Origin of the sequence: Vibrio sp. JPW-9-11-11, from assembly GCF_013369335.1 — a bacterium.
Taxonomy (GTDB): Bacteria; Pseudomonadota; Gammaproteobacteria; order Enterobacterales; family Vibrionaceae; genus Vibrio.
Genome location: NZ_SZQJ01000004.1, coordinates 182,712 through 195,984 on the forward strand (window position 1 = coordinate 182,712; position 13,273 = coordinate 195,984).

Annotated in this window: 10 protein-coding genes; 6 read left to right on the forward strand and 4 right to left on the reverse strand. The window is 49.1% G+C overall.

The window, feature by feature from the left end:
• The first annotated feature begins 3 nt into the window (after positions 1-3).
• Positions 4-1,302 (forward strand): phosphate regulon sensor histidine kinase PhoR, encoded by a 1,299-nt coding sequence (gene phoR, locus FCU94_RS03455; RefSeq protein WP_176287152.1) that lies wholly within the window; start codon positions 4-6, stop codon positions 1,300-1,302.
• A complete protein-coding gene (locus FCU94_RS03460) occupies positions 1,302-2,252 on the forward strand; it encodes a PstS family phosphate ABC transporter substrate-binding protein (protein ID WP_176287153.1) in 951 nt (316 codons plus the stop codon). Before phoR ends, FCU94_RS03460 begins: the two co-directional genes overlap by 1 nt.
• Before the next feature lie 6 nt (positions 2,253-2,258).
• Here FCU94_RS03460 and ppx read toward each other — a convergent pair whose 3' ends face one another.
• Both ppx and ppk1 read right to left on the reverse strand, forming a co-directional pair.
• The gene (ppx, locus tag FCU94_RS03465; RefSeq protein ID WP_176287154.1) at positions 2,259-3,758 is read right to left on the reverse strand and encodes an exopolyphosphatase; all 1,500 of its coding nucleotides are present in this window, start codon (positions 3,756-3,758) and stop codon (positions 2,259-2,261) included.
• Between the two features lie 18 nt (positions 3,759-3,776).
• Complete coding sequence (gene ppk1 / locus FCU94_RS03470) at positions 3,777-5,885, reverse strand: polyphosphate kinase 1 (protein WP_176287155.1); 2,109 nt, start codon at positions 5,883-5,885, stop codon at positions 3,777-3,779.
• A 193-nt stretch (positions 5,886-6,078) separates the two neighbouring features.
• Between ppk1 and FCU94_RS03475 the strand changes: the two genes are divergently transcribed.
• The 4 genes from FCU94_RS03475 to phoU all read left to right on the forward strand — a co-directional run bounded on the left by FCU94_RS03475 (position 6,079) and on the right by phoU (position 11,549).
• Positions 6,079-8,262 (forward strand): ABC transporter permease subunit, encoded by a 2,184-nt coding sequence (locus FCU94_RS03475; RefSeq protein WP_176287156.1) that lies wholly within the window; start codon positions 6,079-6,081, stop codon positions 8,260-8,262.
• A 27-nt stretch (positions 8,263-8,289) separates the two neighbouring features.
• Positions 8,290-9,936, forward strand: coding sequence for a phosphate ABC transporter permease PstA (gene pstA, locus FCU94_RS03480; RefSeq protein WP_176287157.1), 1,647 nt, complete (start codon positions 8,290-8,292; stop codon positions 9,934-9,936).
• Between the two features lie 2 nt (positions 9,937-9,938).
• Positions 9,939-10,757 (forward strand): phosphate ABC transporter ATP-binding protein PstB, encoded by an 819-nt coding sequence (gene pstB, locus FCU94_RS03485; RefSeq protein ID WP_176287158.1) that lies wholly within the window; start codon positions 9,939-9,941, stop codon positions 10,755-10,757.
• 93 nt (positions 10,758-10,850) lie between these two features.
• Positions 10,851-11,549, forward strand: coding sequence for a phosphate signaling complex protein PhoU (gene phoU / locus FCU94_RS03490; protein ID WP_176287159.1), 699 nt, complete (start codon positions 10,851-10,853; stop codon positions 11,547-11,549).
• 12 nt (positions 11,550-11,561) lie between these two features.
• Here the strand turns inward: phoU and ppk2 are convergent, their stop codons facing one another.
• Positions 11,562-12,344: a polyphosphate kinase 2 gene (gene ppk2, locus FCU94_RS03495; RefSeq protein WP_176287160.1), complete on the reverse strand. Its 783-nt coding sequence runs from the start codon at positions 12,342-12,344 to the stop codon at positions 11,562-11,564.
• 59 nt (positions 12,345-12,403) lie between these two features.
• Positions 12,404-13,150, reverse strand: a complete 747-nt coding sequence (locus FCU94_RS03500; protein ID WP_176287161.1) for a copper homeostasis protein CutC — start codon at positions 13,148-13,150, stop codon at positions 12,404-12,406.
• Between the last annotated feature and the right edge of the window lie 123 nt (positions 13,151-13,273).

The following is a 13,273-nucleotide window of genomic DNA, read 5'->3' on the forward strand; positions in this document are numbered from 1 at the left end:
TAAGTGGTAGAACGGTTAACTTGGAAGAAGCTAGCCTGGGAGCTGGCTTTTTTTTACACCCCATGGGTGATTGTCGGTTGGATTTTCGGATATATGCCGTGGCTGCTTTTAGCGGCCACGGTTTTGCAGCTTGTGTGGCATTTGCACAACCAGATGCGTTTGTCTGCTTGGCTGTGGGACGAAAAACGCTTAACTCCGCCATCTGGCAGCGGTAACTGGGAGTCGCTGTTTAACGGTATTTACCGTCTGCAGCAGCGTCAGCGTAAAAAGCGCAAAGAGCTAACCAACTTAATTCGTCGCTTTCGCAACGGTGCCGAATCGCTGCCCGATGCGGTGGTGGTCTTTCGTGGCGAGGGGAATATTGTTTGGTGTAACAAGCTCGCCCAGCACTTACTCGGTTTTAAATGGCCCGATGACTCAGGGCAACCCATCTCGAATTTGATTCGTACGCCAGATTTCATCAAATACCTGAACAAACAAAACTTTTCTGAACCACTTGAAATGCGTTCACCACTCAATGTCGAGCGGATGCTGGAACTGCGGATCGTGCCCTATACCGAAGGTGAACACCTTATGGTGGTGCGCGATGTGAGCCAGCTAAAGCAACTTGAGGGAATGCGTCGTAACTTTTTTGCCAACGTGTCCCACGAGTTACGTACGCCGATGACGGTGCTGCAAGGCTACCTTGAGATGACCGAAGACCCAGATATGGTGGTCGGTCCGATGTGGACAAAAGCGCATGGCGTAATGACCGAACAGCTCAATCGGATGAACAGTTTGGTCAATCAGTTATTGACCCTATCTAAAATTGAAGCAGCGCCGATGCACGAGCTGGACGAGGTGGTGAATGTGCCGGCTATGCTCGAAGTGCTAGAAAAAGAGGCGCTCAGTTTGAGTGGGGATGCCGAGCACAAATTGAGGTTCGATGTCGATACGAAACTGCGTGTGCTAGGCGATGATGATCAGTTGCGCAGTGCGATTTCTAATCTGGTCTATAACGCGGTCAAATATACGCCCGCAGGGGCCGATATTCGCGTGCGCTGGTATCAAAGTGCCCAAGGCGCTCACCTTGAAGTGGAAGATAGTGGTGATGGCATTGAGCCACAACACTTGCACCGCTTAACTGAGCGCTTCTATCGAGTCGACAAAGCGCGTTCACGCGATACTGGCGGCAGTGGTTTGGGGCTTGCTATCGTTAAACATGCTTTGTCTCACCATGACTCCCACCTAGAAATACACAGCGAAGTGGGGGTAGGCAGCAAGTTCTCGTTTGTGCTCCCCTCTCGTTTGGTGGTGAAGTGATGAGAATGATACTCACCCTAGTGGTATGGTTGGCCGCCTGTTCGGCGTATGCACAACAAGCACTTGAGCCTTACCAAAAAGTCCCTGGCATTACCGGCAATATCACCAGTATTGGTTCGGACACTCTGGCAGGCATGACGACCTTGTGGGTCGAAGAGTTCAAACATCTCTACCCAAGCGTTAATGGTCAGGTGCAAGCGTCTGGGTCTTCAACGGCTCCTCCCGCGCTGACGGAGCGTACCGCGCAATTTGGCCCAATGAGCCGACCTATGCGTAATCGTGAAATTGAAGCCTTTGAGCGTGAACACGGTTATAAGCCGACCGCTTTGAGAGTGGCGATCGATGCCATTGGCATTTTTGTTCATAGAGACAATCCAATTCAAGGGCTCAACTTTACTCAGCTTGATAGCATTTTCTCGGCCACATTGCGTTGTGGTTCCACTGAGCCGATAGAAACTTGGTCAGACTTAGGTCTTGACTATCAATGGGCGAGGCGAGGTATTCAGCTTTTTGGTCGCAATTCGGTGTCGGGCACTTATGGCTATTTTAAAAAACACGCTCTATGTGGCGGCGATTTCAAAAATAGTGTGAATGAGCAGCCGGGGTCGGCCTCTGTGGTGCAGTCAGTTGGTTCATCAATTAACACGATTGGCTATTCCGGCGTCGGTTATCAAGTCTCTGATGTGAAGTTGTTGCCCATTGCTAAACAAGGCAATAATTTTATTGAAGCGAGTCAGCGCAATATCTTAACAGGTGAGTACCCACTATCGCGCTATCTCTATGTCTACGTGAACAAGCATCCACTTAAACCGCTGCGCCCCATTGAGCGCGAGTTCATTCGCTTTATTTTTTCTCGCCAAGGCCAAGCGTTAGTCGCCAAAGATGGTTATGTTGCCATCTCGCCACAAATTGCTCAGAGCGAGTTAGCTAAGGTCGGTATTGCCGATTAGGGATGGTTAAAAATCGAGTTGCCAGCCCACGCTTTGCCAATACTCCTGCTCAGTCAGCAGATCCGCATGAAGCAGTTTGTTGTTCTCTAACCATTGGACGTCATCGCAAGTAAGTGCCCACTTATCACCGTCAATGGTTAGGCTCGGTGTGTCGATGGGGGCGTCGTTGCGCTGTCCGTTGAGCACAATGGCGATGCGTAGGATCCGTATCAAATTAATCACGTCATCTTTGTCATACAGGCTAAACGACTCCATTTCATTGAGCTTGAGGGCTTTGCGCTGGAATCGAACCAGCATCGCCAGTACCCGCTGTTGCTCGCGGTTAAAGCCGGGCATATAGGTATGGCGAAGTATGTAGGCCGAGTGGCGATGGAAGGCTTGCAGGCTAATGCTGAGCCCAACCTCGTGCAGTAGGGCGCTCCACTCAAGTAAGTCAACCAGCTGTGAGTTTTTCTTGATCCCAACATCTTTGTGGATTTGTTGGAACAACTCACGCGCATGACCTTTGATTTTAGCCGCGTGGTCTAAATCAACTAAGTGCTTAGTCGCCAGATTCTCTGTTGTGCGCATACGGATATCAGAGCGTTTGAAGCTGTCTTCCATCTCAAACAGTAACCCTTCGCGCAACGCCCCTTCAGAAAAGTGCAAATGGTCAATGTTTAAGCTGGTCATGATCGCATGCAAAATAGCGACACCAGCGGCAAAGACAGGTTTTCGTTCGGCAGTGAGTCCGCTCAGTTCAATGTCGTCAATGGTGCTCCACTCGCACAACTTGGTGACCAACTTATCTAACCGCTTTGCCGTGATCAATCCATCGTCATAGCCAAGGCCGATTAACACTTCGCTGATGGCTTTGATCGTGCCAGACGAGCCAAAGGCGATATCCCAGCCCTTTTTTTTGTAGCGATGGGCAATGGACTCCAACCTTTGCTCTGCTGCTAGTGTGGCTTTAGCAAAGTTCTTTTTTGATAGTTTTCCGTTGGCAAAGTGCGCTTGAGTATAGCTGACGCAGCCCATCTGCTTGCTATTGATGAGCTCTGGTTCAAAGCCGCGGCCGATAATCATTTCGGTACTGCCACCGCCGATATCAATCACCAGTTTAGAGTCAGACTCTGGTTGAGTATGGGCAACGCCGAGATAAATGAGGCGCGCCTCTTCAACGCCGGGAATGATCTCAATCGGGAAGGGTAAGACTTCGCGCGCTCGTTGTAAAAAAATATGCGAGTTATTGGCTTGGCGCAAAGTATGGGTGGCAGCAATGCGGACATTTTGTTCGTCAAACCCCTGTAAGCGCTCGGCAAACATGGCTAAGCATTCGAGGCCGCGTTCAATAGACGCATTGTCGAGGTTTTTTTGCCCATCTAAGCCAGAGGCGAGCCGCACGCGTTGTTTGTGGCGACTGATCAATTGTAAATCTTGCTCGACGACGCGAGCGACCACCATATGGAAGCTATTTGACCCTAAGTCGATAGCGGCGACATCACGAATTTCCGCAGTTTGATTCATAGCTCCAACCTAAATTAGTCACTGCTCTTGCTGTTGATTTGATAGCAGCTGTTTGCGCTTTTGATTCTTAGTGTGTTTTTCCACATTTTTAAGATAGTCGTAAATCGCAATTTGTGAGCGAACTTTCTTACGATTACCACGCGGGACATAGCTGTTGCTCATCTCTTTATCGATCCATCTGGCTTTTACTGTATCGGTAAAGTGGATGTTAATGATATCAATAATGCGCTGTTTAAGACGTGGGTCACGAACTGGAGCGGCCACTTCAATGCGGTAATCGAGGTTGCGAGTCATCCAATCCGCCGATGAAATATACACCGCAGGGTCGCCGTCATTATGGGCAATGATCACCCTTGGGTGTTCTAAAAATCGGTCAACAATACTAATGATCTTAATATTGTCACTGACACCTTCGATGCCTGGCACTAACGAGCACATGCCGCGAATGATCATTTTGATTTCAACACCAGAGGCACTTGCCCCGTAAAGCTTATTGACTAACCCTTTGTCTACCAAGTTATTCACTTTTACCGTTAAAGCGGCTTTTTTCCCCAGTTTTGCATTGGCGATTTCGTTGTCGATCAGGCGATAGAGCTGCTTGCGAGAGTTACGTGGTGAAACAATTAAATGGTTAAAGCGCGCCGGGCGATAAGGGTTCTCGATGTAGCCGAATACATTGCGCACTTCGCGAGTAAGGTCAGGGTCGGCAGTGAGTAACGAAAAGTCGGTATAGATGCGTGCCGTTTTCTCATGAAAGTTACCGGTGCCAATATGGGCGTAGTCGACGATATCTTCGCCTTCACGGCGACTGATCAACAGAAGTTTGGAGTGAATCTTCATACCGGGCGCACCAAACACGACTTCAACCCCCGCTTCGGTGAGCACGCGTGACCACTCGATATTGGCTTCTTCATCAAAGCGTGCTTGCAGTTCGACCACTACGGTGACGTTTTTACCATTGTGGACTGCGTCAATAAGTGAGTTCATCAAGCGTGAGTCTTTGGCGACGCGATAAATATTGATTTTGATCCGCAACACTTTGGGGTCAAACGAGGCCTGACGAACCAGTTCGCTGATGTGCTCGAACGTATGGTACGGATAGTAAAGCAGAATATCTTGGGCGCGAATGGCGTCGAACTTGTTGGCAAAACCGTCAAAGTCCGCACATTGCATCGGCGGCAGAGGTTTGTTCTCCAGGTAGTCTCTGCCCATATTAGGGAAAGTGATAAAGTCTTTAAAATTGTGATAGCGCGCGCCTGGGATCAAGCTGTCGTAGTTTGAAATCTGCAGTTTGTCACACAAGAAACTCAACATCTCTTGCGGCATATCTCGTTGATAAACAAAGCGTACGGGCATCGCTGTTAAACGTTGGCTCAAACCTTCAGACATCTGTTCAAGTAAGCTGTGTTCAACCTCGTGGCTCAAGTCATACTCGGCGTCGCGTGTCATTTTCATCGCGTAGCCGTTGAGCTCGTCGTAGTCGAAGAAACCGCGAAACAGCTCGTCTAAACAGTAACGAATGATGTTATCGAGCAGAATGATGGTTTTACGTCGTTTACCTTTCTGTTCGGGTACGGTAACGAATCGTGGTAGGTGGTCGGTTGGGATCTCGATAAGGGCATATTGGTTGTGCTCTTGGTGTTTGAGTTCAACCGCGATATAGGCGTACTCATCTTTTAGGAACTCAAGTACGTCGATATCATCACGCATCAGCAGCGGGGTGATGTGCGGCAGCACTTCGCGGCGAAAATACTTGATCACCCATTTCTGTTGCGGCTCGCTCAACTGGGTTTCATTGACCAAGAAAATGCGTCTGCGTGCCATTTCGCGGATCAGTTCGCTGTACAACTCGTCAAACCGTTCGTTGAGCTTGAGCGCTTTGGTCTGCATTTTGGTTAACAAGTGCTTAGAGTTGTCGTTGCCACCACGCTCTTGGTTGATCAGAATACGTCGTTTGACATCGGCAAATCTTACCTTGTAGAACTCATCTAAATTATTGGAAAATATACCAAGAAATCGAATCCTTTCGATTAACGGAACCTGCTTATCTGCCGCCTCTTGCAACACCCTTTCATTGAAAGACAGCCAACTTAGCTCTTTTTCGATATACAGTTTTTCTGTACTCATCTCATACTCCAATCCTTGGTTTGAAGATATCGAGTTCACCCCGTACCTGTGGGCTAGCAACTTAAGGTCTTTGTATGACACTTTTATTGCATTTTTTTATTGCATTGATTTCAGTTGTTTATTGCGATCTGTAATATAATTGTCACCTAATAGAAATATTATACCCTCGGACGAAAATAGGTAAGCGAAACAGATGACCAAAGCAGAATTCTCATTGCGAGAGCGAGACCGTAAACGACTGATCAAAGATAGATTGGTTCGTCTTGCCGTTTCTGCTGGAGGCGTCGGAGTGCTGGCCGCGCTGGTGCTGATCTTTGTTTACTTGGCCATTATGGTGTTACCACTGTTTAGCGATGCGAAGATTACCCCGAACATTCACACGCAAAAGGTATCGACGTCGCAAGTGATTGCCGCTGGAGTGGATGACTACGGTGAGCATGCCTTTCTTATTTCAAACCAGGGCTATATCGATTTTTGGTCACTGACATCGGGCAGTCCTCAGCCGGTTGTTCGCCATCAAATCGCAACAGAAAATCGCTTGTTCGCGCGCACGGTGGCTGCTGATGGATGGTTTGGCTTTGCAACGCCAAACGGCGAAGTGACCTTGGTTAAGCCTCAACTGACTACAGTCCTGAAAAAGAGTCACCGCCACTTTTCCCCCCAGCTTTCTCAATCCCAAGCCTCATTTGGATTAGAGCGTTCAGATGGTCTGCTTAAGCAGTTTGCTTTTGCGCAGCGCGGTGGTTTGACACTCGCTGGTTGGTATCAAGATGGCCGCGTGATGGTACGTTGGCAGCAGGGAGAGCAGGTTCACAGTTTTACTTTTGCCGAGCCCATTGAACAGCTTGACCAGATGTTATTAACTCCCGACGGCGAGACGCTCTATCTCAGAATAGGCTCTGAGTTGGTGATTGCCAAAAAGCTGGCCCAAAGTTTTACTGTGCGCGAAGTGGTCGACCTCAGTCAAGGTCGCCAGCAACACAGCGTAGAACACCTTGACTTGTTATCGGGCGCCTACTCGCTACTGGTGACGCATCAAGATGGGCTGGTCTCTCAATGGTTCGACGTCCTGAGTCAAAGTGAGCGTTCACTGACTCAAATTCGACAGTTCAAGCTCGCCTCTCAGTTGCGGTTCTTGTTGCCAGATACGTATCGGAAAGGTTTTTACAGTTTCTACGTTAATGGCACGGTACAGAGCCATTACACCACCAGTGAAAAATTGGTCATATTTGAGCGCGCGTATCAACAAGCGCCCTCTATTGCCGCGATGTCGAACAACGAGTCCTTTTTAGTCGCGCTCAACGGCAATCAATTAAGTGTTGCGGCGGTTGACAATCCATTTCCTGAAGTATCGCTTTCATCGCTGTGGCAGAAGGTGTGGTACGAAAGCTACCCAGAGCCACAATATGTTTGGCAAACCACCTCGGCGAGTGATGAATTTGAGGCCAAATTTAGCTTAGTACCCATCGCGTTTGGTACCTTAAAAGCGGCGATGTTTGCCATGTTATTTGCTGTACCTGTGGCGGTGTTAGGGGCGATTTATACCGCCTATTTTATGACGCCGCGTATGCGACGAGTGGTTAAGCCGTCAATCGAGTTAATGGAAGCGTTGCCGACCGTCATCATTGGATTTTTAGCGGGGTTATGGTTTGCGCCGATTGTCGAAAGCCATTTGGCCGCTGTTGCTGCCCTGATGCTGTTTTTACCTCTATCTACCATAGCTATCGGGCTGGTTTGGCACCTATTGCCGAATTATTGGACGGGGCGATTCAACAATGGGTGGCACGCCGCCATCTTGATGCCGGGTATTGTGCTCGTGAGCATGGTGATTCTATCGCAAAGCGCCAATATCGAGGCGTTATTGTTTGCTGGTGATGTCCGAGTCTATTTGGCTGAGTATGGTATCGACTTTGATCAGCGCAATGCGTTAGTGGTGGGCTTTGCGATGGGCTTTGCCGTGATCCCGACCATCTTTACTATCGCAGAGGACGCGATTTTCTCTGTGCCGAAACATCTTTCAGACGGCTCGTTAGCGCTTGGGGCGACTCAGTGGCAGACGCTGATTCATGTGGTGCTATTGACCGCCAGTCCGGGCATTTTCTCTGCGATTATGATGGGGCTTGGGCGTGCGGTGGGAGAGACGATGATCGTTCTCATGGCGACGGGCAATACGCCGATCCTAGACTGGAATATTTTAGAGGGAATGCGCACCTTGTCGGCCACGATTGCCGTTGAAATGCCAGAGTCTGAAGTCGGCAGCTCGCATTACCGGATTCTGTTTTTAGCAGCACTGCTGCTACTGATGTTTACTTTTGCAGTTAACTCGGTCGCTGAATGGGTTCGTCAGCGACTACGCGATAAATATCGTTCACTGTAATAGGGTTATAAGTAGGAATGATTCAACGTGTTTAAGTGGTTAAAATCAGGGTCTCCATGGATATGGCTAACCGGTGGCGCGGTCAGTATCAGCTTACTATCTGTGCTCGGACTTCTGCTGCTTATCGGTTGGAAAGGACTTTCTTACTTTTGGCCTGCGCCGCTGTACCAGTGGCAAACCGATCAAGGTCAAACCTTGGTGGGGCAAATCTACGCCAAAGAGTCTATTCCCATTAGTCATTTTCGCGAAATGGATATGGACTTGCCTGCCGATGTGATCGAACGCGGCTTAGTCGAACGTGTGAGGATCAAGGTCGCGAATCGAGACCTCTACGCAGCGGATTTCATCTCTTTGCTCGAAGTAAATTTATTGCCACCCACACAACCTAAACACTGGGCAGTGATTGAACGCAGTCGTGATGGTGATTTCTTTGGCCAGCCGGTAGGATACCGCCTTGCGAATGGTCAGTTCAGCAAAGACTTCGCCCCTTTACTTGAGCAAGGTCTGGCTTTGACAGAACGAGTCAACCAACAAATTGACGACCTTATCGAAGGTGATATCCGTACGATTACTGCGCAAGCGAGACGTCTCGAACAAGAGAAGCGTAAACGTCAATTAAATGGGCGCTTAGATGACGCCTTTAGCCAACTCTATCTCGAGCAAAGTGAGCAATATCGGCAAGCTTTGATTGAGGCAGAGGCGACGCTTGATGCGCTGCGAGAGCAATTGAGCGAACAAGGTTTGTTGGTCGAAGATATGACGGGCCAACAAGTGACTATTCCACTCAGTCAAATTCTAGATATCTGGTATCCCAACCAGATGAGTGTAGGCGAAAAATTAATGCGCTGGAGCGTGCAGGCGTGGAAGTTTTTGTCTGATGATCCGCGCGAGTCTAACTCTGAAGGGGGCGTCTTTCCAGCCATGTTTGGCACTGTCCTGTTAGTGTTGATCATGTCTGTGGTGGTGATGCCTTTGGGCGTGGTCGCCGCCGTCTACTTGCACGAGTATGCAGGCAACAATGCGTTTACCCGTATGATTCGCGTTGCTGTGATCAACTTAGCGGGTGTACCGTCCATCGTTTATGGCGTGTTTGGTTTAGGCTTTTTTGTTTATACCTTAGGTGGGTCAATCGATGCGCTGTTCTATCAGGATCAGTTGCCCGCACCAACCTTTGGAACCCCAGGTCTACTTTGGTCTGCATTAACTTTAGCGGTATTGACCCTCCCGGTCGTCATCGTTGCCACTGAAGAGGGCTTAACGCGCATCCCTAGCTCGGTTCGCCATGGCTCATTAGCTTTGGGGGCGACTCAGTTTGAAACTATGTGGCGAATTGTATTGCCGATGGCCAGCCCAGCGATGATTACCGGTTTAATTTTGGCGATCGCCCGTGCGGCGGGGGAAGTCGCTCCCTTGATGCTGGTGGGGGCGGTGAAGTTGGCCTCGAGCTTGCCCATTGACAGTCAGTTTCCCTTCTTGCATCTTGAACGTAAGTTTATGCATTTGGGCTTTCATATTTATGATGTTGGTTTTCAAACCACCAATATTGAAGCCGCCAGACCGTTGGTTTATGCGACGTCATTTTTGTTGGTGACTGTCATTGTTGGGCTCAACTTAACCGCGATCAGTATTCGTAACAACTTACGCGAAAAATACCGAACACTAGGACAAGATTAAGCATGTTTTCTGTCAATCAAACACTCGGCTATCAAGCGCCACTCGACGTTAACAATCTTAGCGATGAGCAAACGGCTATTGCGATTGAAGGGCTTAACCTGTTCTATCAAAACAGCCAAGCCCTGAACGACATTTCGATGCGTATTCCCAAAGGGCAAGTAACCGCCTTTATCGGCCCTTCAGGCTGCGGTAAGTCGACGCTACTGCGCTGTATCAATCGCATGAACGATTTGGTGGAAGGGTGTCGTGTTCAAGGCAAGGTCAAGCTGCATGGCAAAAATGTTTATCACCCTAAGGTGGATGTCGCGACGCTGCGTCGCCGAGTGGGCATGGTGTTTCAGCGTCCCAACCCCTTTCCTAAGTCGATTTATGAAAATGTCGTTTATGGCTTGCGTTTGCAAGGGGTCAATAACAGCCGTGCGCTGGATGATGCGGTGGAGCGTTCATTGCGCGCTTCAGCCTTGTGGGATGAAGTGAAAGACCGGTTGCACGAAAACGCCTTTGGCCTGTCTGGTGGTCAGCAGCAGCGCTTGGTGATTGCCCGTGCAATTGCGATTGAACCGGAAGTATTGCTGCTCGATGAGCCTACCTCGGCACTGGACCCAATTTCGACCTTGACGATCGAAGAGCTGATCAACGAGCTGAAAACCAAATATACCGTGGTGATTGTGACGCACAATATGCAACAAGCGGCGCGAGTGAGTGACCATACGGCCTTTATTCACATGGGGAAGTTGATCGAGTACTCAGATACCGATTCTATTTTTACTTCGCCATTGAAAAAGCAGACTGAAGACTATATCACAGGAAGATACGGCTAAGTCTCTTGTCACAGAGCGCCGTTCCATCTGCGTAATGTCTCTCGTTGCGCTAATCTTTTACTATTGTTGATAACAAAGAGAACGCCCTCCCTTATGAATTTTGGACGCCACATTTCAGGTCAGTTTAATGTCGAACTCGAAGCCATTCGTACTCACGTACTGACGATGGGGGGCTTGGTTGAGCAGCAGCTATCCTTTGCCATGCAAGCGCTACACAAAGACGACATCGAATTGGCGAGAAAAGTGGTGCGTGACGACCATAAAGTCAACGCGATGGAAGTCTCGATAGACGAAGCGTGCACGCGAATTATTGCTAAGCGTCAGCCGACGGCAAAAGATTTGCGCCTGATTATGGCAATCATTAAGACCATCACTGATCTTGAGCGTATCGGTGATGTCGCGACCAAAATTGCTTACGTGGCGATTGAAAGCCCGTCATCGAAAGAGCGCCAGTTTCAAGTTTCTCTCGAACCTTTGTGTCGTCAAGCGATCAGCATGCTGCACCAAGTGCTGGATGCGTTTGCGCGCATGGACGTTGACGCCGCCGCTGAAGTGTACAAGCTGGATGATAAAATTGATGCGGAGTACGAGGCCGTCATCCGCCAGTTGATGACCTATATGATGGAAGACCCGAAGAATATTCCCAATATCCTTCAGGTGATGTGGTCAGCGCGCGCTATTGAGCGGGTTGGTGACCGCTGCCAAAACATCTGTGAATACATCATCTACTTTGTCAAAGGCAAAGACGTGCGCCACTTAGGCGAACAGAGTATTGATGATGCCTTGCGCTAGCGACGCAAAGGGTTAGTACTTCTCGGGAACGAAGGTTTGATCATCCATCGGCTTGCGAATATAGCCCTCTTTGTTGATCTCAGGTAGTGCTATATCTGGGTAGCTGATCTCTTGATAGTCAATTTGGCTTAACAGGTGGCTAATACAGTTTAGCCGAGCACGCTTTTTATCATCGGACGGCACCACCCACCACGGGCACTGTTTGGTGTCGGTATAGGCAAACATTTTATCTTTCGCTTCCGAGTATTCCGCCCAGCGGTTGCGCGACTCCAGATCCATAGGGCTAAACTTCCAGCGTTTGATTGGCGTATTAATTCGGCCTAGGAAACGCTTTTCTTGCTCTTCATCAGAGACGGAAAACCAGTACTTAATCAAGGTGATGCCAGAGCGCTGTAACATGCGTTCAAACTCAGGGCATGAATGCAAAAATTCTTCGTATTGCTCGTCGCTACAAAACCCCATCACTTTCTCTACGCCCGCTCGGTTATACCAACTGCGGTCAAACAGCACCATTTCACCCGCGGAGGGTAGGTGTGCCACATAGCGTTGAAAGTACCACTGGGTTTTCTCTTTTTCTGTTGGTGCTGGCAGTGCCGCGACGCGACAGACACGGGGGTTGAGTTTCTCGGTAATGCGTTTTATCACCCCACCTTTACCCGCAGCGTCGCGACCTTCAAAGATCACCACCACCTTAAGACCTTGATGTTTGACCCACTCTTGTAGCTTAACCAGTTCTATTTGCAGGCGCTCGAGCTCTTGCTCATAGAACTGTTTATCTAGTTTGTTCTTAGCCATAACGCACTCCTTTGTTATCAAAAGGTTAGCATTAGACGCGGCGTAAGAGGGGATTAATCCTAAGAACTGAGAGCTTTTACTACCTTTTCAATCGCTTGACTGCTAGTGACCGGGATCAGGTAATCGTCGATATTTTGATTGCCCATTTTGGCCTGATTATTCAGAGTTTTCATCTTGCTGGGGCGAGTGGATTTTCCAGATAGGTGGACTTCTCTGACATGGGTCTGCGTCACAATTGATTGCACGTTGTCGGCTGTGAGTCCGGCACCAGCCATAATGGATACGCGACCATCTGCGAGATCGACCATCTGTTTTAGCACCTCAGCGCCTTGTTCTGCACTTGCCGCTAGCCCTGAAGTAAGAACACGTTCACAACCTAATGAAATAACGTGTTCAATCGCTTCTGACCAGTCGACACACTGGTCGATAGCACGGTGAAAAGTGATGCCTAGATCGTACAATTGCGCTTTGTCGGCCAGTTGCTGAGCGAGTGACATATCGATATGACCTTGCTCGGTCAACACGCCAAACACGACCCCTTGCAGCCCAGCTTCAGCAGCCGCTTCGATATCGAGTAGCATGGCATCAATATCACCTTGATCATAAACAAAATCCCCCTGACGAGGGCGGATCATAGCGTAGACCGGGAGCGGCGAAATCTGGCCTGCTTTTTTCATTAGACCGAAGCTTGGCGTGAGACCGCCTAACGCCAGTGATGAGCAGAGTTCAATTCGGCTTGCGCCCCCTTGGATTGCGAGATGAAGAGACTCGAGGTTATCTACACAGACTTCGATATGATATTTCATGGCAGTGGCTCACTTGGGAATGTGCGCTTATTTTAGCAGCGTCTTAGTAAGATATTAGGGTAAATGTGAGCAATTTCTCTTCCCCAAAAACACGAAACCTCAGCGCTAGGCTGAGGTTTCTCG

What these genes read in the sequence shown, in the direction of transcription:
- FCU94_RS03460 (WP_176287153.1), top strand. Translation starts at nt 1,302, where the DNA reads ATGAGAATGATACTCACCCTAGTGGTATGGTTGGCCGCCTGTTCGGCG.
- ppx (WP_176287154.1), bottom strand. Translation starts at nt 3,758, where the DNA reads ATGAATCAAACTGCGGAAATTCGTGATGTCGCCGCTATCGACTTAGGG.
- ppk1 (WP_176287155.1), bottom strand. Translation starts at nt 5,885, where the DNA reads ATGAGTACAGAAAAACTGTATATCGAAAAAGAGCTAAGTTGGCTGTCT.
- FCU94_RS03475 (WP_176287156.1), top strand. Translation starts at nt 6,079, where the DNA reads ATGACCAAAGCAGAATTCTCATTGCGAGAGCGAGACCGTAAACGACTG.
- pstB (WP_176287158.1), top strand. Translation starts at nt 9,939, where the DNA reads ATGTTTTCTGTCAATCAAACACTCGGCTATCAAGCGCCACTCGACGTT.
- phoU (WP_176287159.1), top strand. Translation starts at nt 10,851, where the DNA reads ATGAATTTTGGACGCCACATTTCAGGTCAGTTTAATGTCGAACTCGAA.
- ppk2 (WP_176287160.1), bottom strand. Translation starts at nt 12,344, where the DNA reads ATGGCTAAGAACAAACTAGATAAACAGTTCTATGAGCAAGAGCTCGAG.
- FCU94_RS03500 (WP_176287161.1), bottom strand. Translation starts at nt 13,150, where the DNA reads ATGAAATATCATATCGAAGTCTGTGTAGATAACCTCGAGTCTCTTCAT.